A 24,689-nucleotide genomic window follows, 5' to 3' on the forward strand; every position below is an offset into this window, starting at 1 on the left:
GGGGTCGAGCGGATCCGCGCACGCCGATGCGGGTCCGCTCGTTGCCGCCGGAGACGACGAAAGGGTCGGTGCGTGAGCGCGAATCAAGCCGCCGTGGTGCAGCGCGCCGAGATGGGCGGTGCCCACCTCGCCGGTGCTGGCTGGCGCTTGATCGTCCGCCAGCTCAAGCGTGCCCCGAAGCAGTTCGCGCTGGGCATGCTGGGCACGACCTTCTACGCCGGTGCCACCGTCGTGTCCTCCGTCGTCATCGGCTGGGTCACCGACACCGTCCTGTTCCCCGCCGTGGAGGCCGGATCGATCGGGACGGCGTCCCTGGCCGTCGCCGCCATCGCGGTCATCGGCGTGTCCATGGTCCGCGCCGTCGGCATCGCGTTGCGCCGGGGCGGGGCCTACGCCGCCCAGTTCCGCCTGCAGCAGCGCGACCGGCGCGAGGTGACCGACCGGTACCTCGAGCTGCCGATCGCCTGGCACCGCCGTCACCCGACCGGCCAGCTGCTCGCCAACGTCAACGACGACGTCGAGGCCGCGTCCTTCATCGCCGCGCCGCTGCCGATGGCGGTCGGCGTGATCGTCATGCTCGTCGTCACCGCTGCGCTGCTGGTGTCCACCGACCCGTTCCTGGCGTTCGTCGGCTTCGCGGTCGGTCCCCTCCTCGGTGTCGCCAACTACGTGTACCAGCGGAAGATGCGTGTCGTCGCCGCCGATGCCCAGCGGCTGCGTGCCCGGGTGTCGGAGACCGCCCACGAGTCCTTCGACGCGGCCTTGGTCGTCAAGACCCTCGGCCGGGAGGATGCCGAGGCCGAACGCTTCGGGGTCCGCAGCGATGCCCTGCGCGACCGGATGATCCAGGTCGGCCGGCTCCGCGCGGTCTTCGACCCCGTGATGGAGGCGCTGCCGAGCATCGGCATCCTCCTCGTCCTCTTCGTCGGCGCCCAGCGTGCGGCGAGCGGCGCCATCACCGCCGGTGACCTCGTGACGTTCGCCTACCTCTTCCGGCTGGTCGCGCTGCCGATGCGGGTCTTCGGTTGGCTGCTCGGCGAGCTGCCCCGCGCAGTGGTCGGCATGGAACGCATCGATGCCGTGCTCGACACCACCGACCGGGTCGACTACGGCACCGACGTCCCTGCGGCGACGCCCGACGCGACCGGCGCCCGTGCCACCGTCCATGACGTGGCCTACCGCCACCCCGAGGGGGCCTACCAGGACCTGTCCCGCGGCCCCGTCGTCGAGCCGATCGCGACCGCGTGGCCCGAGACAGGCCCCGTCGAACCGGCGGTCGTCGACCAGACGCGTGGCCTTCGTGCCATCGACCTCGACGTCCCCGCCGGCTCCACCGTCGCCGTCGTCGGCCCCACCGGGTCGGGCAAGACCACCATCGCCCACCTGCTGGCGCGCCTGTTCGACCCCGACGAGGGACGGATCGCGCTGGACGACCGGCCCCTCGCGGACCTCCAGCGTGCAGCGCTTGCCGACAACGTCGCGCTCGTCTTCCAGGAGGCGTTCCTGTTCGACGACGACGTCATGGGCAACCTCACCCTCGGCGAGCCGATGGCCGAGGACGACGTGCGGTGGGCAGCCGAGCTGGCGCAGGCCGACGGTTTCATCGCCGACCTGCCCGACGGCTACCGCACCCAGCTGGGGGAGCGGGGGGCCTCCTTGTCCGGGGGGCAGCGGCAACGGATCGCCCTGGCCAGGGCGCTGCTGCGTCGCCCTCGCCTGCTCATCCTCGACGACGCCACGTCGGCGGTCGATCCCAGCGTGGAGTCCGCGATCCTCCGCGGCCTGTCGGCGCTGGACACCACCGTCGTGCTGGTCGCCTACCGCCGCTCCTCCATCGCCCTTGCCGACGAGGTCGTCTACGTCGAGGCCGGTCGTGTGGCCGGTCGTGGCAACCACGACGAGCTGTACGCGAGCCAGCCCGGCTACCGCGACCTGATCGACGCCTACGACTCCGGCAAGCCGGTCCGGACCGGTACCCGTGTCCCGACCGACACCCGTGTTCCGACCGACACCCGTGTTCCGACCGACCACAGCGGAGCAAGGCGATGAGCACCGACACCGGAGCTCCCGACGTGGCCGCCAAGGCAACCGAGCTCGGCGCGATGGAGACCATCCGCCGTGGCCTCGCCCTGTCACCCGAGCTGCGTGTGGGACTCGGTGTCACCGGCCTGCTGGCGCTCGGCTCGACCGCCGGCCGGGTCGTGGTGCCCGTCCTGGTCCAGCAGGTGCTCGACCGCGGGTTCGACGTGTCGACCGGCACCGTGGACATGGGCATCGTGACCAACTTGGTGCTGTTCGGCGCCCTCGCCGTTGCCCTCACCGCGTTGTCGACCGGGATGATGAACCTGCGGCTCGCGGTCGTCGCCGAGCAGGCGCTGTCCAACCTTCGCCGGCGCGCGTTCGCCCACATCCACGACCTGTCGATGCTGCACCAGGCAGGCGAACAGCGCGGCGTGCTTGTCGCGCGCGTCACCACCGACATCGACCAGATCTCGCGGTTCATGCAGTGGGCCGGCCTGCAGCTGATCATCAACTTCGGGCAGGCCACCCTGGCCCTGACCGTCATGCTCGTCCTCACCTGGCAGCTGGCCCTCGTCGTGGTCGTGCTCGTGCCCGTCATCGCGGTCGTCATCAAGCTGTTCCAGGGCCGCCTCGACGCCGCCTACCTCGAGGTCCGCCGCCGGGTCGGTCGCCTGCTCGGCACCCTGGCCGAGACCGTCGTGGGCGCCCAGGTCATCCGTGCCTACGGCATGGAGGACCGAGTCCGCGAGCGGCTCGACGACGCGATCACCGACCACCGGGAGGCCTCCCTCAAGGCGGGGTGGCTGTCGGCGACCTTCTCCGGCGTCGGCGAGCGGCTCAGCTCCCTGGTCATCGCCGGTGTGCTCGTCGTCGGTGCAGTGCTCGCCGTCAACGACGTCACCACTGTCGGTCGCGTCGTGGCGTTCCTCTTCCTCGCCCAGCTGTTCGTGGAACCCGTGCAGGCCTTCGGGGAGGCCGTCAACGAGGCCCAGAACGCCATCGCCGGCTGGCGCCGGGTGATCGAGATCCTCGACACCGCCCCCGACGTCGCCGACCCGGGACCCGACGGCGTCGACCTGCCCGAGGGTCCCCTCGGCATCCACTTCGACCACGTCGGCTTCGCCTACCCGCCTGCCGAGGGCGACGAGCCCACGCAGGTCCTCTTCGACGTCGACGTCACCATCCAGCCACAGACGCGCATCGCCGTCGTCGGCGAGACCGGCTCGGGCAAGACCACCTTCGCGAAGCTGTTGACCCGCCTGATGGACCCCACCGGCGGGGCTGTCCTGCTGGGTGGCGTGCCGCTGGACGACGTGCGGTTCCGCAGCCTCCGCTCCCGTGTCGTCATGGTCCCGCAGGACGGCATGCTGTTCGCCGGCACCATCACCGAGAACGTGCTGATGGGCGACGGCGACCTCGCCGTCGCGCAGGTCCGTCGGGCCTTCGACGAGCTGGGCCTCGGCGACTGGGTCACCAGCCTGCCCGAGGGCCTTGACACGCCCGTCGGGGAACGGGGTGACGCCCTGTCGGCCGGCGAACGCCAGCTCGTGGCGCTGGCCCGCGCCTACGTCGCCGACCCCGACGTGCTGGTCCTCGACGAGGCCACCTCGGCCGTCGACCCGGCGGCGGAGATGCGGCTGCAGCGGGCGCTCGCCGGGCTGACCGCCGGGCGGACCACGGTGACGATCGCCCATCGGCTGTCCACGGCCGAGCAGGCAGACCGCGTGCTCGTGTTCGACGCCGGGCGCATCGTCGAGGACGGCCCGCACGCCGACCTGGTCGAGGCCGGCGGGCTGTACAGCCGCATGCACGGTGCCTGGGAGGCCGGCACCTCCAGCGCCCGGTCGGCCTGAGCCCTGCCGTCACCGACGGGCGGATCGGCCGGGTTGGCGGGGTGGCGGCCGACGCTATTCTCGTCCTCGAGCGGCGTTGATCCGGCCATCACCGGGGAGCCACCGGAAGAACGGCCGGACGATCCAGCGGATCGCCCGGCCCAGTAGAACCGGTCGGGCAGGCCCGTCACAGCCGTCAACGAGTGGTCGCCGTTCGCCGGTGACAAACGAGGTGGTACCGCGGAGGTCGACGAGCGCGTCGACCCTCGTCCTCGGCACAGCACCAACGCCCCGAGGACCCAGCCGTGACCGCTCCCGCTCTCCAGCCATCCCGTGCCGCCTACCCGCGTCACGGCGGCACCGTGCCCGCCGCGCCCTCCTTCCCCGAGATCGAGACCGCGGTGCTGCGCTACTGGGCCGACGACGCCACGTTCGAGGCGTCGGTCGAGGCACGCCCGGCCGGTGAGAACGGCGACAACGAGTTCGTCTTCTACGACGGCCCGCCGTTCGCCAACGGCCTGCCGCACTACGGCCACCTGCTGACCGGCTACGTCAAGGACGTCGTCCCGCGGTTCCGCACCATGACCGGCCGCCGGGTCGAGCGGCGGTTCGGCTGGGACTGCCACGGCCTGCCCGCGGAGGTCGAGGCCGAGAAGCAGCTCGGGATCACCCACAAGTCCGAGATCGAGGACATGGGCATCGAGGTGTTCAACGACGCCTGCCGCACCTCGGTCCTGCGCTACACCGACGAGTGGGAGGACTACGTCACCCGCCAGGCCCGCTGGGTCGACTTCGAGGGCGACTACAAGACCCTCGACACCGACTACATGGAGTCGGTGATGTGGGCGTTCAAGACGCTCCACGACAAGGGGCTGGTCTACGAGGGCTTCCGCGTCCTCGCCTACTGCTGGCGCTGCGAGACCCCGCTGTCCAACACCGAGACCCGGATGGACGACACCTACCGCCAGCGGCAGGACCCGGCGGTGACGGTCGGTCTGCGGTTGTCGGAGGAGGGGGACGAGCTGGACGGCGCGCTCGCGCTGATCTGGACCACCACCCCGTGGACCCTGCCCTCCAACCTGGCCGCCGCCGTCCACCCCGACCTGGACTACGTCGTCGTCGAGCCCACCGAGGGCGACTTCGCCGGCCAGAAGCTGGTCCTCGCCGACGCCGCCGTGTCCCGCTACGCCCGCGAGCTCGGTGAGGAGCCGCCGGTCGTCGCCCGCCTGACCGGCGCCGACCTGCTGGGTCGTGGCTACACCCCGCCGTTCGGGTACTTCCTCGGGGCGGACAACGCCCACCAGGTCCTGGCGGCCGACTACGTCTCGGCCGAGGACGGCACCGGGCTGGTCCACATCGCCCCTGCGTTCGGCGAGGACGACAAGCTGGTCACCGACGCTGCCGGGATCACGCCGGTCGTGCCCGTCGACTCCCAGGGCCTGTTCACCGCCGAGGTCAGCGACTTCGCGGGCATGCACGTGTTCGAGGCCAACACGCCGATCACCCGGGCGCTGCGCGACGCCGGGCTGCTGGTGCGCCACGAGACCTACGAGCACCCCTATCCGCACTGCTGGCGCTGCGACAACCCGCTGATCTACCGCGCCGTCTCGTCATGGTTCGTGGAGGTCACCAAGATCCGCGACCGCATGGTCGAGCTGAACGCCGACATCGACTGGGTGCCCGGCCACATCAAGGACGGCTCGTTCGGCCAGTGGCTGGCCGGGGCGCGGGACTGGTCGATCAGCCGCAACCGCTACTGGGGTTCGCCGATCCCGGTGTGGCAGTCCGACGACCCCCGCTACCCCCGCACCGACGTGTACGGCTCGCTGGACGAGCTCGAGGCCGACTTCGGGGTCCGCCTGACCGACCTCCATCGGCCCGCGATCGACGAGCTGACCCGGCCCAACCCCGACGACCCGACGGGCCAGTCGACGATGCGCCGGGTGCCGGAGGTGCTGGACTGCTGGTTCGAGTCCGGTTCCATGCCGTTCGCGCAGGTCCACTACCCGTTCGAGAACGCCGAGTGGTTCGAGCACCACTACCCGGGCGATTTCATCGTTGAGTACAACGGCCAGACGCGCGGCTGGTTCTACACCCTCCATGTCCTGGCGACGGCCCTGTTCGACCGCCCCGCGTTCACGACCTGCCTGGCCCACGGCATCCTGCTGGGCGACGACGGCCGCAAGATGAGCAAGTCACTGAAGAACTATCCCGACGTGCGCGAGGTGTTCGACCGCGACGGCGCCGACGCCATGCGCTGGTTCCTCATGTCCTCGCCCGTCCTCCGCGGCGGAAACCTGATCGTGACCGAGCAGGGCATCCGCGACTCGGTCCGCCAGGTCCTGCTGCCGCTGTGGAACACCTGGTACTTCCTGCAGCTCTACGCCGGCGCGGCCGGGACCTCCGGATCGGTGTCGACCGCGTCGACGGATGTGCTGGACCGCTACGTGATGGCACGGGTCCGCGAGGCGGTGGAAGGCATGACGTCGGCGCTGGAGTCCGGTGACATCGCCGGGGCCACCGCGACATTCGGCGACACCCTCGACAGCGTCACCAACTGGTACGTCCGCCGGTCGCGCGACCGGTTCTGGAACGCCGAGACGCCGGAGGGGCAGGCTGCCGTCGACACCCTCCACACGGTGCTGGAGGTGCTGTGTCGCTTGGCCGCGCCGCTGCTGCCGCTGGTGGCGGAGGAGGTGTGGCGTGGCCTGACCGGCGAGCGCTCGGTCCACCTCACCGACTGGCCGATGCCCGACGAGCTGCCCAGCGACCACGCGCTGGTCGCCGGCATGGACGGCATCCGGGCAGCAGCCTCGGCCGTGCTGGGCCTGCGAACCGCTGCCGGCCTGCGCGTGCGCCTGCCACTGTCCACCCTCACCGTGGCGGTGGAGGATCCCGCAGCGCTGCAGCCCTACGTCGGACTGCTTGCCGACGAGGTCAACGTCAAGGACGTCCGGCTGGTCTCCATCGCCGAGGCCGAGGCGGCCGGGGTCGGGGTCAGCCAGCAGCTGACCGTCAACGCCCGTGCGGCCGGCCCGCGGTTGGGCAAGGACGTGCAGGGCGTCATCAAGGCCTCCAAGACCGGCGACTGGTCCGTCGACGGCGACGCGGTCGTGTGCGGCGGGGTCGCCCTGGACCCGGCCGAGTACGAGCTCACGACCGTGGTCGAGGGCTCCGGGGACCATTCGGTCGTCGGTCAGATCCCGGCGGTGGGTGATGGGCCGGGCGGCTTCGTGCTGCTGGACACGACGGTCACGCCGGAGCTCGAGGCCGAGGGCTGGGCCCGCGACGTCATCCGCAAGGTCGCCGACGCCCGCCGTGACGCCGACCTGCACGTGTCGGACCGGATCGTGCTGTCGCTGACCGTCCCGCCGGGCCGTAGCGACGCCCTGGACGTCCACCGCGACATGATCGCCGCCGAGACGCTGGCGACCGAGCTGCACGGCGACCTCGACGGACAGCTGGGTGACGACGACGTCAGGATCACGCTGGGGTGAGATCACGCTGGAGTGAGATCACCCTGGGGTGATGGAACCTCGCGCGTGGTAGAACCGCTGCCGGTCCCCGAGCCGAGGGGACCCGCAGTCGAAGGACCCGCCATGCCCGTGTTCGCCGAACCCCGAACCGCCACCGCCCACGGGGCACCGCACCGTCGGGGGCTCGCCGTCGTCGTGCTCGTCCTCGCCGCGGGGCTGGCCTTCGCGCCATGGGGCAGCCCGGTCACCGGCCAGTCCTCGGAGCTGCCGGGCGTCCCGCGCGCCGACTGCGGGCCGGGCAGCGCCCCCGAGACCGCCGAGCAGGGCCGAGTGCCGGCCGCCGACTACGACTCCGGTCGGGCCGACAGCCCCTACACCTGCAACACCGAGCTGGTCGGGCACCACGGGGCCACCGGCGGGTTCAAGGTCCACCGCTACGTCGACGCGCAGGGCCAGGAGTGCGCCTACTACGACTCCACCCTGATCTTCGGGCTCGACCTGCTGGTCCAGTCCAGCACCGGCGTCGGCGTCCTCGTCCTGGACATGACCGACCCGTCCGAACCGGTCCTGACCGACCAGCTGATGACCCCGGCGATGCTGTCACCGCACGAGTCCCTGGAGCTGAACCAGGCCCGCGGGCTGCTGGCCGCCGTGACCGGCACGGCCGCGACCTACCCCGGCATCGTCGACGTCTACGACGTCAGCCAGGACTGCACCCAACCGGAGCTGAAGGCGTCGGCCCCCGTCGGGTTCTTCGGCCACGAGTCCGGGTTCGCGCCCGACGGCATGACCTTCTACACCGCCTCCACCGCCCTGTCGTCGGTGGTGGCCGTCGACCTGACCGACCCGTCGACGCCGACGCCGGTGGCGTTCCTGCCGGTCAACTCCCACGGCATCCAGATCTCCGACGACGGCACCCGCGCCTACATGACGCCGTTGGACATCGGCAGCGGGCCGATCCCGACCACCGGCGAGCTCGACGGCGGCATAGCCATCTACGACATCAGCGCCATCCAGGACCGCGAGCCACTGGCCCAGGCCGAGCTGCTGTCGGAGCTCAGCTGGCCGCACAGCTCCATCGCCCAGACCGCCATCCCCGTGATCATCGACGGTGACCCGTACCTGGTCGAGATCGACGAGTTCGTGGACTTCACCGAGTTCCTGTCGCCGCTGGACTTCGCGCCGGGCGTCGGCCGCATCATCGACATCAGCGACGAGACCGCCCCCGAGGTCGTCGCCGACATCCGCCTGGAGGTCCACGACCCGGCGCTTCGTCCCTCCTTCGCCGACGACCCGGGAGCCACCAGGCCCTACCAGGGCTACGCCGGCCACTACTGCGCCGTGCCGCAGCGCGACGAACCGGAGATCGTGGCCTGCTCGATGATCGGCTCGGGCCTGCGGGTGTTCGACATCCGCGACCCGCGCGCACCGAAGGAGATCGCCTACTTCAACGCACCGGCCAACCCGTCCTCGTTGATCCTCAACTTCGACGGCGCGCCCTTCGCCATGTCCGCCCCGGCGTTCGTGCCCGAGCGCGGCGAGATCTGGTACTCCGACACCGCCAGCGGCTTCTGGGCGGTGCGGTTGACCAACGACGTGTGGCCCTTCGACGCCCAGGTGGACCGCCTGGCCGGTCCCTCCCGGATCGAGACCGCGGTCGAGGCGTCGCGGGACACCTTCACCGACGGCGAGGCCGACGCCGTCGTGCTGGCCCGCTCCGACGTCTTCGCCGACGCCATCACAGGTGGTCCGCTGGCGGTCTCCCTCGATGCGCCGATCCTCCTGTCGAGCCCCGACGCGCTGCACCCCGCGGCCGCGGCGGAGGTCCAGCGGGTCCTGGCGGAAGGCGGCACGGTGCACCTCCTCGGCGGTACCGCCGCCCTGTCGACCGCGGTGGAGGCGCAGGTCCGCGCGCTCGGCGTCACCGTGCAGCGCCACGCCGGGTCCGACCGCTTCGGCACTGCCGTGGCGGTCGCCGAGGCCATCGGGGACGCCGACGAGGTCGTGCTGGCCGACGGTGGTACGTACGCCGATGCTGTCGTTGCTGCCCCGCTGGCCGCCGACCGTGGCGCCGTGATGCTGCTGACTGACGGCGGATCGGTCCCGGCAGCAACCCAGGGCTGGCTGGACGGCCACCCCGACGTGTCGGTGACCGCCATCGGCGCCGCTGCGGCGTCGGCTGCTCCCGAGGCCGAGGAGGTCATCGACGGCCGCCTGTCCGGCGATCTGTCGGCCGACGTCGCCACCCTCGGCTTCGACGGCCCCGCCCGCGTGGGCATCGCCCGGGCCGACGACTTCGCCGACGCCCTGTCCGCTGGTGCGGTGCTGGGCCGGCGCGCCGCCGGTCCCGTGCTGCTCGTCGGACGAGACACCCTCCCCGGGCCCGTCGCCGACGTGCTGACCGCCAACGCCACGAGCATCCGCCGGGCGATCGTCCTCGGCGGCGAGTCCGCCGTCAGCTCGACCGTCCTCGACGCCGTCGCCCGCGCCCTGGCCTGACCCGTGTCGCCTCAGCCGACCCCCCTGCGGCGGAGCCGACACGCTTCCTAGGCGTGTCGGATCAGTCGACCCTGCCGCGGCGGTGCCGACACGCTTCTGGGGCGTGTCGGATCACTCGACCCCCGTGCGACGGTGACGACACACCCCCGGCGCCGCCGGGACGCGACTATCCGCTGCCGTGCTGACGGCGGGTGTGCGCGGCCTGCTTGGCCCTGTTCCCACAGGTCGCCATGTCGCACCAGCGCCGTCCACCGCCGCGGGTGGTGTCGTGGAAATGGAGCACGCAGTCGTGGCTGGCACAGGTGCGGACCCGCTCACGTGGTAGCCCGGCCGCCTCCACGACGGCCAGCGCCGTCGCCACGAGCACCAGGTCGAGGGGGTCTGCGTCGGGCAGCGGCCCAACCCAGGGTGGGCCAGCCGCGGTGGTGAGTCGAACCGGGACGGCAGCGAGGTGGGCGTCGAGATGGTCGCTGGGTGCCTTGTCGTCGAGGACGTCGCGGAGGGAGTCCCGCAGCGCGACGACGGTTGCGTGCGCCGCCGCTGCGCGTTCGCCCTCCGCTTCGTCGTCCCCGACGACCGACCGTTCCACGAGCTGTGCCTCGACGGCCCAACGCTGGACCGAGGTCCAGTCGGGCAACAGGTCGACCAGCGCTCCGGGTGAGGGCGCCTCGACGGTGTTGACCAGGTCGATGCCGGGATGGTTGCCGATCCAGCGGAACGAGCTCATGGGTCGATCGTGCCACCGATCGCTGCGGGATCCGGTGAGAACCGACTGGCCTCGGCAGGCCCCCACGCCAGCCCGGTCGCGCCGGGCTGGCGAACCACCTCGTCGACGGACAGGTGGATCATCCGCAGGGCACCCCCCGTCGTGACGTGGGCCGGATCGAAGTCGACCGCGGCCGTGCCGGTGACCTGCAGCGTGTCCCCCGTCGCGAAGTCGATGAACAGCAGGCCGGCCCGCGGCTGCACCTCGAGGTTCCCCAGCGTGATGTACATCGAGTTGCCGGTGTAGTCCCCGAACGTGATCTCGCGGCCGTCGACGTGCACGAATCCCGGCTGGCCCCCGCGATGGGAGGCATCGACCCCGCCGTCGGAGTCGCTCGTGGCGATGAAGAACGTGTCGGCCCCTCGGATCAACGACACGTCCGCATCGGTGAGGTCCGCCGATCGTCGGGCCTGCCCTGCCGGGGCGTCCGGGGCTGCCGAGACCGTCCTCGCGCTGATGTACTTCGGACAGTTGGAGAAGACCTCCTCCAGGTCGATCGTCAGGCCCCGGTGGTTCCCACCCGACGTGGACGGACGGCTGCGTCCGTTCAGCCGAATCCGCCGACGGCTGGACAGCTCGATGGCGATCGTGCCGACGGGGGCATCCCCCTCGCTCAACACGGCGCGGAGCGGATCACCCGAGGCCGGCAGCGCACGCACGTCCACCGACGTGCGGCTGGTCGGACGGATGAAGCCGGGAGGGCCCACGAGGATCGACGCCCACAGGGAGCCGCCGGGGTCCGCGGCGCCGACCACGAGCATCGGTTGGTCCCGCAGGAACGTCGCCGCGACCTGGGGCAGCTCCGGGTGGATGGAGCGGACGATCCTGGAGGCAACGTCGGTGGCGCCGAGCCGGTCCTGGACTGCCACCTCCCCGGGATGCCAGCGGTGCCCCATGATCGGCGTGGTGTGGCGCGCGGCGGACATCTAGAAGAACCCGCAGGCGGGACCGTCGTCGCTGGCGGGGGCGGTGCCCTCCAGGCCGCTGTTGGTGTAGACCTCCAGCCGCGTGCCGTCGGGGTCCCGGAAGAACACACCTCCGGAGGCCCGGCCCTCGTCGTGGGCGACCAGGCGGTCGTGGACCAGGGTCCCACCTGCTCCGAGGACCCGTGACTCCACGGCGGTGACGGCGTCCACGTCGGGGACGAGGAACGCCAGGTGGTGCAGGCCGGCGAGATCGGCATCGAAGCTGCCGCTGGCCTGTTGCCAGAGCGTCAGCAGCAACACCTCCTCGGTACCGAGGTAGGCGTACCGGCGGCCGTCGTCGTCGTGTCGCTCGAGTACGTCCAGGGTCAGGACATCGGTGTAGAAGCCGATGCTGCGATCGAGGTCGCTGACGTTGATGCCGACGTGGCCGGTGCTGAGTGCGGTGGACATGCGTGCTCCTCGTGGGTCGGGGTGTCGGTCGACCGTGCTGGCCGAACATAACCGCTAAAACGATCCTAGCCGGTTAGTTACGCTCGTGCGAGAACCCGGGGGCGAAGGGGCAGCAGGACTAGGCTGCGGCGTCCGCCCACCACGAGGAGCCGACCCTTGCTGGACCTGACCCCCGACCCCGCCTCGCTCGATCCGATCGAGACCGCGTCGATCGAGGAGCTGCGAGCGCTGCAGCTCGAGCGGCTGCGCTGGACGCTTCGTCACGCCCACGACCACGTGCCCCACTACCGGCAGGCGTTCGCCGAAGCACGGGTCCACCCCGACGACATCACCTCGTTGGCCGACCTCGCTCGCGTCCCGTTCACCACCAAGCAGGACCTGCGCGACGCCTATCCGTTCGGCATGTTCGCCGTCCCGACCGAGCAGGTGGCCCGCATCCATGCCTCGTCGGGCACGACGGGCCAACCGACGGTGGTGGGCTACACCGCAGACGACGTGGACATGTGGGCCGACGTCGTCGCCCGCTCGCTGCGTGCCGCCGGGGTACGGCCGGGGATGCGGGTCCACGTCGCCTACGGCTACGGCCTGTTCACCGGCGGGCTGGGCGTGCACTACGGGGCCGAGCGCCTCGGGTGCACCGTCATCCCGGTCTCGGGCGGCATGACCGAACGGCAGGTCCAGCTGATCACCGACTTCGAGCCCGACGTCATCCTGGTCACCCCCTCCTACATGCTGTCGATCCTCGACGAGATGCGCGTGCAGGGCGTCGATCCGCGCTCGACCTCGCTGAAGGTCGGGGTGTTCGGCGCCGAGCCGTGGACCGACGCGATGCGGGGCGAGATCGAGGAGGCCCTCGACATGCACGCCGTCGACATCTACGGCCTGTCGGAGGTCATCGGTCCCGGCGTGTCGCAGGAGTGCGTGGACACCAAGGACGGGCTGCACATCTGGGAGGACCACTTCTACCCCGAGGTCATCGACCCCGAGACCGGTGAGGTGCTGCCCGACGGGGAGGAAGGCGAGCTGGTCTTCACGTCGCTGACCAAGCAGGCCCTCCCGATCATCCGCTACCGCACCCGCGACCTGACCCGGCTGCTGCCCGGCACCGCCCGCACGATGCGGCGGATGGAGAAGGTCACCGGCCGCTCCGACGACATGATGATCCTGCGGGGCGTCAACGTCTTCCCGACCCAGATCGAGGAGCTGCTGCTGGCCGTCGACGGCCTGGCCCCGCACTTCGAGTGCGTCCTGACGCGCCCCGACCGGCTGGACGTCCTGACCGTGCGGGTCGAGCGCCGCGAGGGCTGGACGGGCGACCCCGCCGAGGCCGCCCGGTCGCTGGCCGCCGCCGTCAAGCACCGGGTGGGCGTCACCGTCGCCGTCGACGTCCAGGCACCCGAGTCGCTGGACCGGTCCGTCGGCAAGGCCCGCCGCGTCATCGACCAGCGCTGACCGCCCTGCGTGTCGGATCAGCCGACCCGTGTGCGTACCAGGCGACACACATCCGAGGCGTGTCGGATCAGTCGACCCGTGTGCGCGTCAGGCGACACGCATCCGAGGCGTGTCGGATCAGTCGACCCGTGTGCGCGTCAGGCGACACGCGGGGTCAGCCGAGGCGGCGCAGGACGGTCCAGATGCCGGTGCCGTGCTGGCCGGCCATGCCGCCCCAGCGGCCGGGCATGGCCGCGGCGACCTGTTCGGGGGTGAGGTGGATGGGGGTCGCCGGGCCGCGGGAGGACAACCAGACCAGCACCCCGCCGGGGGCGATGACGCGATCGAGCTCCCAGGGGAACAGCAGCATGTTCACCAGCACGGCCACGGTGACGGCGTGGTCGTCGAGGGGCAGGTGGGCGGCGTCGGCCTGCAGCACCGGGGTGGGCCCGGTGGGCACGCGGCGGACCATCTCCCACGACAGGTCCGTGGCGATCAGCCGTGGAGCCCGCTCGGCCAGGGTCGACGTCATCCAGCCGTCGCCACAGCCGAGCTCCAGCCAGGTCCCGTGATCGGGGATCGGCCCGCCACGCTCGAGGGCGTCCACCAGCGGCAGCAGGCGGTCGGGGGAGGCGTGGGTGTGCCACTCGCCAGCGAGCTCGTCGAACCAGCGCTGGACCATCCCGGGGGTGTCGCCCTGCCACACCCCGACCTCCGCCGCGGCGGCGTGGGTGACGGTGCGCATGGGGTGGCGCTCGCCCATCGCCACGACGTCGTCGGGCATCGTCTCGGGGGCGATGGGGTCCAGCCAGGTGATGCTCACGGGGTGCTCACCACTCGATCCGGGGGAGGTCAGCGGCCACCGGCGGGTGGTCGAGGAGGGGAAGGACAGCCATGACGGGCGCCATCCGTTCCAGCTCGGCCAGGGTCGTGGTGGTGGCCGAGTCGGGATCGGAAGGGTAGCCGTTGACCACCAGGCCGAGGACCCGCAGGCCCCGTGCCCACGACGCCTCCAACGTCAGGCGTGTGTGGTTGAGCGCGCCCGCCGTCGCACGGGTGACCAGCACCAGGGGAAGCTCCAGGTCGGCAGCCAGGTCGGCCAGGGTCGTCCCGTCGGTGCCGAGCTCGACGAGCAGCCCACCAGCACCCTCCCCGACGACGAGGTCCAGCCCGCTGAAGGGCGCCAGCAGGTGGGCGCGCTCCACACGGGCGCCCACATCACGGGCCGCGAGGCCCGGTGGAAGGCCCAGCGGCAGCGTCCGACCCTGCACGGTGCCGGTCGGGACCGGCCTGACATGGATCGCGCCCGGCCGCGACGCGACGAGTGTCGCCGCGACGGTGGTCGTGCCGACCCCCACATCGGTCCCCGTGACGAGCACACCGTTCGTCACCGAACCGGCCTGCCCGGGGACACGTCGAGGGGAGGGGGAGTCATGGAGCGGCCGAGGCTATCGGCCGCCCTTCACCGCGTCCCCCAGCCCCCCGGGCCGATCAGGCGAGGCCCATTCGCTTCCACGCAAGGATCGCCGGTCCGTCCAGCAGCCCCTGCTCGCGGAAGATGCCCATCGGCTTGCGGGCAGCCCAGCGGATGGTCTCCTGCCAGTACGGGTTGGCAGCGGCCTCGGCCCTGGCCCGGTCGACGTCCAGCCCGACGTTGGCGTACACCCGCGGGTGGATCAGGATCTCGTTGCACACCGTCGCGACCAGCGGCAGCAGCAGGCGCGTCCGTTGCCGGTCCAGGAACCCCATCCCGTCCATGGTGCGGGCCAGCTCCTCGTCGGCGTAGCGCATGTGCCGCGCCTCCTCCACGACGTGGATGTAGGAGACCCGACGGCAGATGTCCTGCACGCGTTCGTCGGTCGCCCCCTCGCGCTGGATCGCGTCGAGGACGGCTTCGACGTAGTACGTCCCGCCGAAGGCGATCGCCTCGTTGATGACGGGGGTCTGCATGATCTCCGCCAACCGCCGGACCTTGTTGCCCGGGCCGTAGCTGGGGACGCCGAGCCACTCGATCATCCTGCCGAACATCGTGGAGTGGTGGCACTCGTCGGCGACCTCGGTCAGGCCGTACTGGAAGTGCTTGGACTGTGCGTCGTGCTTGCCGAGGTGCTTGAGCAGCATCCGCATCAGCACCATCTCGAAGAAGATGCCCGTCGCCGCGATGCTGGCGACCTCGTGCCGGCTCAGGTCGACCTGCTGCTCGGGGGTCATCTCCTCCCAGAGGGGCGTGCCGTACAGCGACAGCCGCTCGGGCTGCATGTACCACTTGCCCGCTTCGTGCGGCCGGTCCCAGTCGATGTCGACGCTCGGGTCGAAGCTCAGCTTGGCGCTCGACCGCAGCAGCCGCTCGGCGGTGGTCTCGCGGTCGCTGGTGCGGTGCTTGCCGTTGGTGCGGTAGTCGAGATCGGTGTCGACGGCGGTCATCGTGTTACCTCCCACTGATTCATGTGCCACTTAACAATGGCACATAGGTGGTTGGTGCGTCCAGTGCCGAAGTTGGACGCGTAGGCTGCCGCCCCATGGAACCTGTCTTCAGCGGTGTGGGCGTGGCGCTGGTCACGCTGTTCGACGACGACGGCCGGGTCGACGTACCCGGCACGGCCGACCTCGCCGGCCGCCTGGCCGAGACGGGCCTCGATGCGGTCGTCGTGGGCGGGTCGACGGGCGAGGCGTACGCCCTGGAGGACGACGAGCGGCGCGCGCTGCTGGTCGCCGTCCGCGACGTGCTGCCCGACGGCGTGGCACTCCTCGCCGGTACGGGCGCGCCGTCGGCCCGGCAGGCGATCGCGCTCACCCGGACTGCGGCGGAGGTGGGTGCGACGGCCGCGCTGGTCCTCAGCCCCCTCCGCAGCGCCGACCCGCGGCCCTACTACGACGCCGTGGCCAAGGGCGTGCCGGACCTGCCCCTGCTCGCCTACCACTTCCCCGGCATGACCCCGCCGGGGATCTCCATGGCCCACCTGCGGGACCTGCCGGTCGTCGGCCTCAAGGACTCCACCGGTGACCCCAACCGGTTGCTGGAGGAGTTGACGACGTACGACGGCGACACCTACGTGGGTTCCTCGGCGCTGGTGCACACGGCCGGGGCGCTGGGCGCCACCGGGGTCATCCTGGCGCTGGCCAACGCCGAGCCGGAGGACTGCATCGCGGCCTTCCGCGGCGACGCCGAGGCCCAGCTGCGCCTTGCCGGCCCCCACGCGTCGCTGCCCCCGTTCCCCCAGGGGGTCAAGGCGCTCACCGCCGCCCGTTGGGGTGTCTCGGCCGCGACCCGGATGGGCTGACACCGCAGGGCAGGTCGTGGGAGCATCGTGAACGCGGTGCCTCGGCTGCGTCACGTCCATGGCCCTCCGCGGTCGCGCCGAAGGTCCCGGGACCATCCGGGACCAAGGTCCCCCGGCGGTGGGGACCCGTGGCCTGTGGCTGGCAGACCCCGGACCACGACGCTCGTCCTCGAGTCACCACCACCCTCGGAGGAAGCCCTGTGAACGAGTCCCGATTTTCGCCTGCCATCGCGTTGGTCGCGATCCTCTCGGTGATCGCCCTGATCACGAGCATCGTCGCGATCGACTCGGGCGGCGGCAGCACCGCCGCGCCGGTCGCGCTGGAGGACGGCGCCGCACCGGCGGGCGACACGCCTGCCGACGGGGACCCCGCCGAGGTCGTGCCCGTCTCCGCTGAGCCCGGCTCGGGTGGGACCGCCAGCGTCGGGCTCATCGAGTTCGCCATCGAGCCCGACGCCATCGTCCTGGGCCCCTCCGGCACCATCGAGGTCACCAACAACGGCGCCATCCCGCACAACCTCGTGCTCGACGGCTACGAGGAGCAGTACGGCACGATCGACCTGAACGCCGGCGACGCCGCCAACATCGACCTGTCCGGGCTGGAGCCGGGGGAGTACCCGCTGTACTGCTCGATCGTCGGCCACGCCGAGTCCGGCATGACGGGGACCCTGGTCATCGACGCAGCCGGGCCTGCAGCCGCTGCCGAGGGCGAGGTCGACGGCGAGTCCCTGACGGGCATGGAGCGGGCCGAGTGGCTGCGCGCCAACTACGAGGCCTCCGTCAGCCAGTTCCCTGCCGAGACCGCCGCGATGGGCAACCAGCCGATGGAGCCCGAGATCGGCGACAACGGCGAGAAGGTCTTCGAGCTGACGCTGGACGAGGTCGAGTGGGAGGTCGCCCCCGGCGACGTCGTCGAGGCGGTCGGCTACAACGGCCAGGTCCCGGGCCCGTGGATCCAGGTCGACGTCGGCGACGAGATCACGATCCGGATCGTCAACGAGCTCGACGACGAAGCGACCACGCTGCACCCCCACGGCATCTTCATGCACCCCTTCGAGGTCGACGGGGTCGGCATGATCTCCATGGAACCGATCATGCCGGGTGACGTCTGGGAGCAGACCTTCGTCGCCCAGGAGACCTCCGTGGGCATGTACCACGGGCACGACAACGGTGTGCACCAGGTCATCAACGGCGCGTTCGGTGCCTTCACCGTGGGGCAGGTCCCGCTGCCCGCGGTGGCCGACAACGTGGTCGCCGAGGACGTGATGATCCTCAACGACGCCGGGGAGATCGGCCTGACGCTGAACGCCAAGAGCTTCCCGGCGACCGCCCCGTACGTCCTCACCGAGGGCGAGCAGATGATCCTGCACTACTACAACGAGGGCCTGTCGGCCCACCCGATGCACCTGCACAACAACGCGCAGATGGTCATCGCCAAGGACGGCTACCCGTTGGCCACCCCGATCGTGATGGACACCGTCAACGTCGCACCGGGCGAGCGGTACACCGTCGTGATCTTCGCGGAGGTCCCGGGCACGTGGGTCTACCACTGCCACATCCTGTCCCACGTGGAGCGCGACGACGGGTCGGTGTTCGGCATGTTCACCGCGCTGATCGTCGAGCCCAGCGATGACCCCGACGTCAACGCCGACCTGTCCCGTGAGCTCGGCCGCGACCAGGTCCCGAGCTTCCCGGGGCAGGAGGCGGCGGCGACCCCCGACACCGGCGAGGACGAGCCCGACGCCGACGAACCCGACACCGACGAGGCGTAGCTTCGATGCCCACTCCGCTCGCCCCGGTCCTCGTGGCCGCGGTGGCCGGTGTGGCCACGGTGGCCGCGATGGCCATCTCCGCTGGACCGCCGCCCGCCCCCCGCGTTGCCGCGGGAGTGGCCCCGGAGACCACGCTCGTGGTCGATGGGGCCGCTGGGGCGGGGACCGGTGCCGTCCTGCTGTACCCGGTGGACCGCCCCGACGCCCCGTTCGTCGTTCGCCCCGTGCGTGATGGGCTCGAGCTCGTGGACCCCGACGGCGGGAGCGTTGCCGACACGGTCACCTGTGGCGAGCTGGGTGCCGTTCCGAGGGCAGGGGCAACGCTGACCCCCGACACTGCTGGCCACGTCGACTCTGCTGGTCATGTCGACACCGCCGGTCACCTCGACAGTCGCAGCGTCGTGCCGGTGCAGCGCGCTCACGGCCCAGCGGTCGTGGCGGTCGCGCTGGGCGGCGCCACCTCCCCGTGTCCGACCGCCGACCCGGCCGTGGCCCTCGTCGACGTCACCGATGCCAGGACGGCCTGGCCGACGGCCCTGGTGCCGCGAGACGACGTCGTTCGTTCGATGGCGTCGAGCCCGGACGGACGGACCCTCGTCGTGGCCGATACCGAGCTCCACGACCGCAGCGGCTGGGCCGACATCGTGGACGTGGCCGAGCCCGAGGAGCCGCGCATCGTCACCGGCACCCCGACCGGCAACGGCGTGGCCGCCGACGACATGGCGTTCTCCGCCGACGGGACCGTCCTGTACGCCACGGCCGCGACACATGCGGTGGCCATCGACATGTCCGACCCCGCCACGCCCGTCAAGCTCGGCCAGATCGCCGACCCCCTGGTGCGCAACTACTGGCGAATCGAGTCGCTGACCATCGACGACCCGCTGCTCGGCACCCGTGAGCTGTTCGTGGTCCGCCCTCGGGTCGACGGGTTGGACTGTCCGACGGGCATGGTGCACGTCTACGACATCACCGGCGAGCTCTTCGAGGAGCCGGCGATGGTCGCCGACCTCGACATCCCCGACGAGCTGACGACCATGCATGCCGACCAGCCGCTCGAGGGGTGCCCCCGGGCGGTCGTGCGGCTGCAGGCGGTGGATCGGACGATGACCGTCGGCTTCGGCGACAACCGCGTCCCGTGGCTCGAGCGGATCCCGACCGGCAGCCGACGCACCCAGGCCGCCGTGGTGCCCAGCGCAGCGCTGCCCTACGACACCACGGACGCGTTCCGGGCCACCCTGCCGCGCTGCACCCTCGTCCGTACCGCCTGACCAACCTGACATCGCGGTGACGCGGTGGTCCAATGCCTCGCGTGCGAATCCTCGTGACCCTCCTCCTGCTGTCCGCCCTGGTTGCCTGCACGGGTGAGGCCATCGACCCCGTGGCAGGCGACGCCTCGTCCCCGAGCGGATCCGAGGCGTCGACGGAGATCGCCGACGTCGGAGAGGACCTGCAGGGGTTCGCCAGGCCCGGAACGGCGCTGCCCCCGGAACCGGACCTCCGCGACGCCATCCGGCTGGAGGTCGGCGTGCGGTTGCAGGACGTCGTCGACGCCTCACCCGTCGGATCCACGTTCCTGCTCGCCTCCGGCCTCCACCGAACCCAAGCGCTCACACTCCGCGACGGTGACACCCTCGTGGGGGAACCCGGGGCGGTGATGGACGGGTCGATCCTCCTCGAGGACCTCGTGCCGGATGGCGACCGTTGGGTGTCATCGGGTCGGACCGAGGATCCAGCCCCCCACGGCGTGATGCTGGAGGGGTGGGACAACGAAGCCAACCCACACGACCTCTTCGTGGATGGCGTGCGGCAGCGCCACGTCCTGACCAGGGCCGATGTCGGCCCGGGGACGTACTGGTTCGACTACGACAACGACCAGCTCGTCATGGGCACCGACCCCACCGGGAAGGACGTCGAGCTCGCGGTCGTGCAGGTCGGCATCGCGGGTCCGGGGACCAGCGACGTGACGGTCCGCGGGGTCGAGCTTCGCCACTATGCGGTCTGGGCCCAGCAGGGGGCCATCAGCGCCGCCGACACCCACGACTGGACGCTGGTTGCCGTTCGCGCCGTGGACAACCACGGTGCCGGCATCCGCCTGGGGTCGGGCACCGAGGTCCACGGCTGCTGGGCGGAGGGCAACGGACAGATGGGGGTCATCGGCTGGCACCAGGAGACCGATGATCGTCCCATGGTCGTGTCGGGGTGCCACATCGAGTCCAACGGCGTGCTCGGGTTCGACTGGACCTGGGAGGCCGGGGCGACGAAGTTCATCGACACCCACGGCCTGGACTTCCGCAACAACGCCGTCCTCGACAACGCCGGACCGGGCATCTGGTTCGACACCATGAACACCGACGCCACGATCGTCGGCAACGAGATCAGCGGCAACGCCATCAACGGCGTTTTCTACGAGCTGTCGTCCGGGGCGCTGGTGGAGGACAACGTCATCACCGACAACGGCGCGGAGGGTGGCGCGCTGGCCGCCGGCATCTTCGTCGCCAACTCGCCCGGGGTGACCGTCCGGAACAACACGCTGTCGGGAAACACCAACGAGGTCGTCGGTGTGCAGTCCCACCACGGTGACGAGATCGACATCCCCCGCCTCGTGGAGGACCTGCAGGTCACCGGCAACCACATCACCCTGACCACCGGATTCGTCGGGTTGTCGGTCACGACGGACCAGACCTTCCTCTACGAGGAGGGCAACAACCGGTTCGCCGACAACGACTACGTGCTGGACGGCTGCGACCCGTGCTTCATCTGGGGCGACTTCATGGAGCTCGGCGAGTGGCAAGCCGTCGGCAACGACCTCGAGGCGACGTTCACCACCGTCGGGGACTGACCGGGCGGTCCGGCAGACAGCCCCAGCGGATCAGCTGTCGTCGCGGTGGGCGACCAGGTAGGCCGCGGCCTCGGCCCGACGGACCACCTGCAGCTTGGACAGGATGGTCGAGACGTAGTTCTTGATCGTCTTCTCCGCCAGTCCGAGCTCGTCACCGATCTGGCGGTTCGTCGATCCGACGGCGATCTGGTCGAGGATGCGTCGTTCGGTGGGGGTCAGGCGGGCAAGCCGGGGGTCGCCCGACCGCGGGTTGCGGATGCGCTCCAGGACCTGGGCGGTCACGGCAGGGTCCAGCAGGGACTCGCCTGCCGCCACACGGCGGATCCCGTCGAGCAGGTCGTGACCCCTGATCTGCTTCAGCACGTACCCCGCGGCCCCGGCCATGATCGAGTCGAACAACGCCTTGTCGTCGGAGAACGACGTCAGCATCAGCACCCGGGCGGTGGGGTCCTCTGCCCGGATGTCGCGACAGGCCTCGACGCCGCTGCCGTCGGGCAACCGCACGTCCATGACGATGACGTCGGGGTGGTAGGAGCGGGCACGCAGCACCGCCTCGGCGACGGTGCCGGCCTGGGCGACGACCTCCATCTCACCGGTCGACTCCACCAGCGCCTTGAGGCCCTGCCTGACCACCTCGTGGTCGTCGACGAGCATCACGCGCGTCGGCGTCTCCTCCTCGGTCATGCGCTGTAGTCCTCCTGCTCGGGGGCGGTCGGGTGCAACGGCACGGTCAGGGTGACGGTGGTGCCCTCGCCGATGGTGGAGGTGACCCCGAGGTGGGCGCCGAGCAGCACAGCCCGTTCGGCCATGTTCTCCAGCCCGTTGCCCCGGGTGACCGTGTCGGCGTCGAATCCACCGCCGGTGTCACGAACGCTGATCACCAGGTCGCGGGCGATGATCTCGGCGTCCAGCATGACCTGGGTTGCGGTGGCGTGCTTGGCCACGTTCGACAGCGCCTCGCGGACGATGTGCAGGACGTCGGGGACCAGCTCCTCCTCCACGTGCACGTCCAGCGACTGCGAGACGTTGAGCACCGGCCGCAGGATCTCGTTGACCTCGTACTCGCGGGCGAGGTCGACCAGCCCGCGCTGGAGTCCCAGGTCGGCGGAGCCCGGGCGGAGGGTGAAGATGGTGTTGCGGATCTCGCGGATGGTGTCGTCGAGCTGGTCCACCGCGATGTCGATTCGCGTCTGCAGGCGGGTCGGGTCGCGATCGATGAGGGCCTTCGCGCCTTCCAGCCCCATGCCGACACTGAACAACGACTGGATGACCCCGTCGTGGAGGTCGCGGCTGATCCGCTCGCGCTCGTCCTGCACGGCGGAGTCCCGCAGCCGGTCGGCAAGCTCCGCTGCATGGATGGCCGCACCGGCCTGCGCCGCCAGGATGGCAACCGCCCGCAGGTCCTCCTCGGTGAAACCGTCAGCCCGATCGGTCAGGTAGAGGTTGCCGAAGATCCGCCCGCCGGCGCGAACCGGAACCCCGAGGAAGTTCGTCATCGGTGGGTGGTTCGGGGGAAATCCCCGGTAGGCCGGATGGGCATCGAGCTGGTCGACGACCAACGGCTCGGGATGGCGGATGAGCTCGCCGAGCAGCCCGCCCCCTGTGGGGTGTGGCCCGATGCGCCTGACCGTGTCCGGGTCCATGCCCTCGTGGATGAACCGCACGAGCGATTCGCCCGAGGGCGCCAGGACCCCGAGCGCGGCGTACGGGGCGCCGGTCACGTGGCGGGCGGCGGACACGATGCGCATGAGCAGCTGGTCGAGGTCGATCTGCCCCGACAGGTCCTCGGCGATCTGAGCGAGCAGCGCCTCGAGATCGGCCCTCGACGCGGCACGCCGCTCGGTCGGTACGTCGGTTCCTTGATCGTTCACACGGGCAACCTACCGCCGACCGTGTGCCCGATGATGGACAGGACGAGTGGCTGGGCGATCGCCTCGGCTGCGGCGTACTCGTCGTGGGGCTCCCGGCCGTTGAGGATTCCGGCTGATGCGAGCGTCGGGCGGAACTCGCCCTGCAGGCGAAGGCGCACCCCGTGCCCGGGGGCCGGACCGACCGAGAGGTCACAGCGGACCAGCGGGACGAGGCCCTCGACGCGATACGACAGTCGCCGGACCACACCCGACTCGTCAGCGGTCACCGGGCCGACGGTGACCTCCACCGCCACCGAGGTCGATGGATCCGGCAGCAGCCCGGCAGGCCTGAGGGTCACGAGGACCACGTCGCTGTCGACACGCTGACCACCCAACCATACCTCGGGGTCGCCGAGCAGGGCGTCGAGGACGGTCTCGGGGTCGCTGGGGGTGTGGAAGCAGAAGTGGACGAGGCGTGCCATGACACCATGAGACCCTCGCGTGGGGGAACCAGCACCCGTCGAGGGTCCCACGTGCTGTGGGACCTTCGTCCCTGCACCAGCGGCCGGGTTCCACGCACGCTGATCGTGTGTCCACCACCGTCCGCACCGCCACCGTCCTCGGGCCCGAACAGGCCCGTGTCGCCGCACGGCTGCTCCAGCGGGATCCCGCCGAATGGCTTCCCGCCGATGCCCGACGATCAGGCGCCGGATGGCTGCTGACGGTCCGGGCCGGACGCGCGACCCGGACGGTCCGTGCCCGGATCGGCGGCGTGGTGATCACCGACGGCCGCATCGGCCGCAGGCTGCGGTGGGTGCCGCTCCGCCCCGACGCCCCCCAGCGCGAGACCGTCCTTCCCGCCTTCGAGGGCCGTATCCAGCTGCTGCCCGACGACGGCGAGGGCGAACCCCTGCTGGTCGTGTCCGGCACGTACGACCCGCCCGGCGGGGTCGCAGGCCGGGGAATCGACGCCCTGGTCATGCACCACGTCGCCCGACACACCCTCAACCGCCTGCTCGAGGACGTCCTGCCGGGGCTGACCGACGCCGCCAGCACGGCCGCCTGACCGACCTGCAGGACCGCCGACACCGACCCCCACCCGCACGAGACGAGGAGACCGACATGTTCACCGCCGACCGGACCCGAGTGCTGTCCATGGACGAGTGCGTACGGTTGCTGCGCGAGCACCAGCACGGCGTCGGACGGGTGGCCTTCGACGACGGCCTTCCCGTCATCTTCCCCGTCAACTACGTGCTGGACGCCGGTCGAATCGTCTTCCGCTCTGCTGGGGGCAGCAAGATCGATGCCGCCGCCGACGGACGCATGATGGCCTTCGAGATCGACTCCGTCGTCGTGGCCGACGGCCATGTGGCCCACGCGTGGAGCGTCCTGGTGCGCGGACGTTCGTCGGTGGTGACCGACGACGACGAAGCAACCTTCCTCCGCCTCAGCCGGCTGGAGCCCTCCGCTGGCGGACTCAAGCCCACCTACGTGACCATCGACGTCGATCAGGTGACCGGGCGACGCTTCTGAACAACGGCCGCT

General features: G+C 71.1%; 20 protein-coding genes. 11 read left to right on the forward strand and 9 right to left on the reverse strand.

Annotation, left to right across the window (positions count from 1 at the left end; translation table 11 throughout):
- Window positions 1–72: 72 nt before the first annotated feature.
- From DVS28_RS04355 to DVS28_RS04370, 4 genes are all read left to right on the forward strand, one after another.
- A complete protein-coding gene (locus DVS28_RS04355) occupies window positions 73–2,049 on the forward strand; it encodes an ABC transporter ATP-binding protein (RefSeq protein WP_216826386.1) in 1,977 nt (658 codons plus the stop codon).
- The gene (locus DVS28_RS04360; protein ID WP_114590373.1) at window positions 2,046–3,875 is read left to right on the forward strand and encodes an ABC transporter ATP-binding protein; all 1,830 of its coding nucleotides are present in this window, start codon (window positions 2,046–2,048) and stop codon (window positions 3,873–3,875) included. The genes DVS28_RS04355 and DVS28_RS04360 overlap by 4 nt, the downstream gene beginning before the upstream one ends.
- A 284-nt stretch (window positions 3,876–4,159) precedes the next feature.
- A complete protein-coding gene (gene ileS / locus DVS28_RS04365) occupies window positions 4,160–7,351 on the forward strand; it encodes an isoleucine--tRNA ligase (protein WP_114590374.1) in 3,192 nt (1,063 codons plus the stop codon).
- A gap of 102 nt (window positions 7,352–7,453) precedes the next feature.
- Window positions 7,454–9,829, forward strand: a complete 2,376-nt coding sequence (locus tag DVS28_RS04370) for a cell wall-binding repeat-containing protein (protein WP_114590375.1) — start codon at window positions 7,454–7,456, stop codon at window positions 9,827–9,829.
- 166 nt (window positions 9,830–9,995) lie between these two features.
- Here the strand turns inward: DVS28_RS04370 and DVS28_RS04375 are convergent, their stop codons facing one another.
- Genes DVS28_RS04375 through DVS28_RS04390 form a run of 3 tightly spaced genes read right to left on the reverse strand, consistent with a single transcriptional unit; the run spans window position 9,996 to window position 11,971 of the window.
- Entirely contained in the window at window positions 9,996–10,556 is a 561-nt protein-coding gene (locus DVS28_RS04375; protein ID WP_216826387.1) for a CGNR zinc finger domain-containing protein, read from the reverse strand.
- Window positions 10,553–11,521 carry a pyridoxamine 5'-phosphate oxidase family protein gene (locus DVS28_RS04385; protein ID WP_216826388.1) on the reverse strand — a complete coding sequence of 323 codons (969 nt, stop codon included), beginning with the start codon at window positions 11,519–11,521 and terminating at the stop codon, window positions 10,553–10,555. Before DVS28_RS04385 ends, DVS28_RS04375 begins: the two co-directional genes overlap by 4 nt.
- On the reverse strand, window positions 11,522–11,971 hold the full coding sequence (locus DVS28_RS04390; protein WP_114590376.1) for a VOC family protein: 450 nt from the start codon (window positions 11,969–11,971) through the stop codon (window positions 11,522–11,524).
- 156 nt (window positions 11,972–12,127) lie between these two features.
- Between DVS28_RS04390 and paaK the strand changes: the two genes are divergently transcribed.
- On the forward strand, window positions 12,128–13,423 hold the full coding sequence (gene paaK, locus DVS28_RS04395) for a phenylacetate--CoA ligase PaaK (protein WP_114590377.1): 1,296 nt from the start codon (window positions 12,128–12,130) through the stop codon (window positions 13,421–13,423).
- A 154-nt stretch (window positions 13,424–13,577) separates the two neighbouring features.
- Here paaK and DVS28_RS04400 read toward each other — a convergent pair whose 3' ends face one another.
- From DVS28_RS04400 to DVS28_RS04410, 3 genes are all read right to left on the reverse strand, one after another.
- Window positions 13,578–14,225, reverse strand: a complete 648-nt coding sequence (locus tag DVS28_RS04400; protein ID WP_114590378.1) for a class I SAM-dependent methyltransferase — start codon at window positions 14,223–14,225, stop codon at window positions 13,578–13,580.
- Window positions 14,226–14,232: 7 nt separating this feature from the next.
- A complete protein-coding gene (gene bioD / locus DVS28_RS04405) occupies window positions 14,233–14,793 on the reverse strand; it encodes an ATP-dependent dethiobiotin synthetase BioD (RefSeq protein ID WP_114590379.1) in 561 nt (186 codons plus the stop codon).
- Window positions 14,794–14,893: 100 nt separating this feature from the next.
- Complete coding sequence (locus tag DVS28_RS04410; protein ID WP_114590380.1) at window positions 14,894–15,826, reverse strand: AurF N-oxygenase family protein; 933 nt, start codon at window positions 15,824–15,826, stop codon at window positions 14,894–14,896.
- Window positions 15,827–15,921: 95 nt separating this feature from the next.
- Between DVS28_RS04410 and DVS28_RS04415 the strand changes: the two genes are divergently transcribed.
- From DVS28_RS04415 to DVS28_RS04430, 4 genes are all read left to right on the forward strand, one after another.
- Window positions 15,922–16,683 (forward strand): dihydrodipicolinate synthase family protein, encoded by a 762-nt coding sequence (locus tag DVS28_RS04415; RefSeq protein WP_114590381.1) that lies wholly within the window; start codon window positions 15,922–15,924, stop codon window positions 16,681–16,683.
- Window positions 16,684–16,883: 200 nt separating this feature from the next.
- On the forward strand, window positions 16,884–18,455 hold the full coding sequence (locus DVS28_RS04420) for a multicopper oxidase domain-containing protein (RefSeq protein WP_164709917.1): 1,572 nt from the start codon (window positions 16,884–16,886) through the stop codon (window positions 18,453–18,455).
- Between the two features lie 5 nt (window positions 18,456–18,460).
- A complete protein-coding gene (locus DVS28_RS04425; RefSeq protein WP_114590383.1) occupies window positions 18,461–19,723 on the forward strand; it encodes a WD40 repeat domain-containing protein in 1,263 nt (420 codons plus the stop codon).
- A 32-nt stretch (window positions 19,724–19,755) separates the two neighbouring features.
- On the forward strand, window positions 19,756–21,294 hold the full coding sequence (locus tag DVS28_RS04430; RefSeq protein ID WP_216826389.1) for a right-handed parallel beta-helix repeat-containing protein: 1,539 nt from the start codon (window positions 19,756–19,758) through the stop codon (window positions 21,292–21,294).
- A 30-nt stretch (window positions 21,295–21,324) separates the two neighbouring features.
- Here the strand turns inward: DVS28_RS04430 and DVS28_RS04435 are convergent, their stop codons facing one another.
- From DVS28_RS04435 to DVS28_RS04445, 3 genes are read right to left on the reverse strand one after another with little or no spacing between them, the layout of a single operon-like run.
- Window positions 21,325–21,978 (reverse strand): response regulator, encoded by a 654-nt coding sequence (locus DVS28_RS04435; RefSeq protein ID WP_114590385.1) that lies wholly within the window; start codon window positions 21,976–21,978, stop codon window positions 21,325–21,327.
- Complete coding sequence (locus DVS28_RS04440) at window positions 21,975–23,165, reverse strand: GAF domain-containing sensor histidine kinase (protein ID WP_114590386.1); 1,191 nt, start codon at window positions 23,163–23,165, stop codon at window positions 21,975–21,977. The genes DVS28_RS04435 and DVS28_RS04440 overlap by 4 nt, the downstream gene beginning before the upstream one ends.
- Window positions 23,162–23,626 (reverse strand): hypothetical protein, encoded by a 465-nt coding sequence (locus DVS28_RS04445; protein ID WP_114590387.1) that lies wholly within the window; start codon window positions 23,624–23,626, stop codon window positions 23,162–23,164. The genes DVS28_RS04440 and DVS28_RS04445 overlap by 4 nt, the downstream gene beginning before the upstream one ends.
- 107 nt (window positions 23,627–23,733) lie before the next feature.
- Here DVS28_RS04445 and DVS28_RS04450 point away from each other — a divergent pair, with 107 nt between their 5' ends.
- Complete coding sequence (locus DVS28_RS04450) at window positions 23,734–24,210, forward strand: hypothetical protein (protein WP_114590388.1); 477 nt, start codon at window positions 23,734–23,736, stop codon at window positions 24,208–24,210.
- A gap of 56 nt (window positions 24,211–24,266) precedes the next feature.
- Window positions 24,267–24,677: a pyridoxamine 5'-phosphate oxidase family protein gene (locus DVS28_RS04455; RefSeq protein WP_114590389.1), complete on the forward strand. Its 411-nt coding sequence runs from the start codon at window positions 24,267–24,269 to the stop codon at window positions 24,675–24,677.
- Window positions 24,678–24,689: the final 12 nt, after the last annotated feature.

Origin of the sequence: Euzebya pacifica (genome assembly GCF_003344865.1) — a bacterium.
In the GTDB taxonomy this organism is placed as follows: domain Bacteria; phylum Actinomycetota; class Nitriliruptoria; order Euzebyales; family Euzebyaceae; genus Euzebya; species Euzebya pacifica.

Coding starts and splice junctions, on each gene's coding strand:
- DVS28_RS04360 (WP_114590373.1), top strand. CDS start 2,046: ATGAGCACCGACACCGGAGCTCCCGACGTGGCCGCCAAGGCAACCGAG.
- DVS28_RS04370 (WP_114590375.1), top strand. CDS start 7,454: ATGCCCGTGTTCGCCGAACCCCGAACCGCCACCGCCCACGGGGCACCG.
- DVS28_RS04375 (WP_216826387.1), bottom strand. CDS start 10,556: ATGAGCTCGTTCCGCTGGATCGGCAACCATCCCGGCATCGACCTGGTC.
- DVS28_RS04385 (WP_216826388.1), bottom strand. CDS start 11,521: ATGTCCGCCGCGCGCCACACCACGCCGATCATGGGGCACCGCTGGCAT.
- DVS28_RS04390 (WP_114590376.1), bottom strand. CDS start 11,971: ATGTCCACCGCACTCAGCACCGGCCACGTCGGCATCAACGTCAGCGAC.
- DVS28_RS04410 (WP_114590380.1), bottom strand. CDS start 15,826: ATGACCGCCGTCGACACCGATCTCGACTACCGCACCAACGGCAAGCAC.
- DVS28_RS04415 (WP_114590381.1), top strand. CDS start 15,922: ATGGAACCTGTCTTCAGCGGTGTGGGCGTGGCGCTGGTCACGCTGTTC.
- DVS28_RS04425 (WP_114590383.1), top strand. CDS start 18,461: ATGCCCACTCCGCTCGCCCCGGTCCTCGTGGCCGCGGTGGCCGGTGTG.
- DVS28_RS04430 (WP_216826389.1), top strand. CDS start 19,756: ATGCCTCGCGTGCGAATCCTCGTGACCCTCCTCCTGCTGTCCGCCCTG.
- DVS28_RS04435 (WP_114590385.1), bottom strand. CDS start 21,978: ATGACCGAGGAGGAGACGCCGACGCGCGTGATGCTCGTCGACGACCAC.
- DVS28_RS04445 (WP_114590387.1), bottom strand. CDS start 23,626: ATGGCACGCCTCGTCCACTTCTGCTTCCACACCCCCAGCGACCCCGAG.
- DVS28_RS04455 (WP_114590389.1), top strand. CDS start 24,267: ATGTTCACCGCCGACCGGACCCGAGTGCTGTCCATGGACGAGTGCGTA.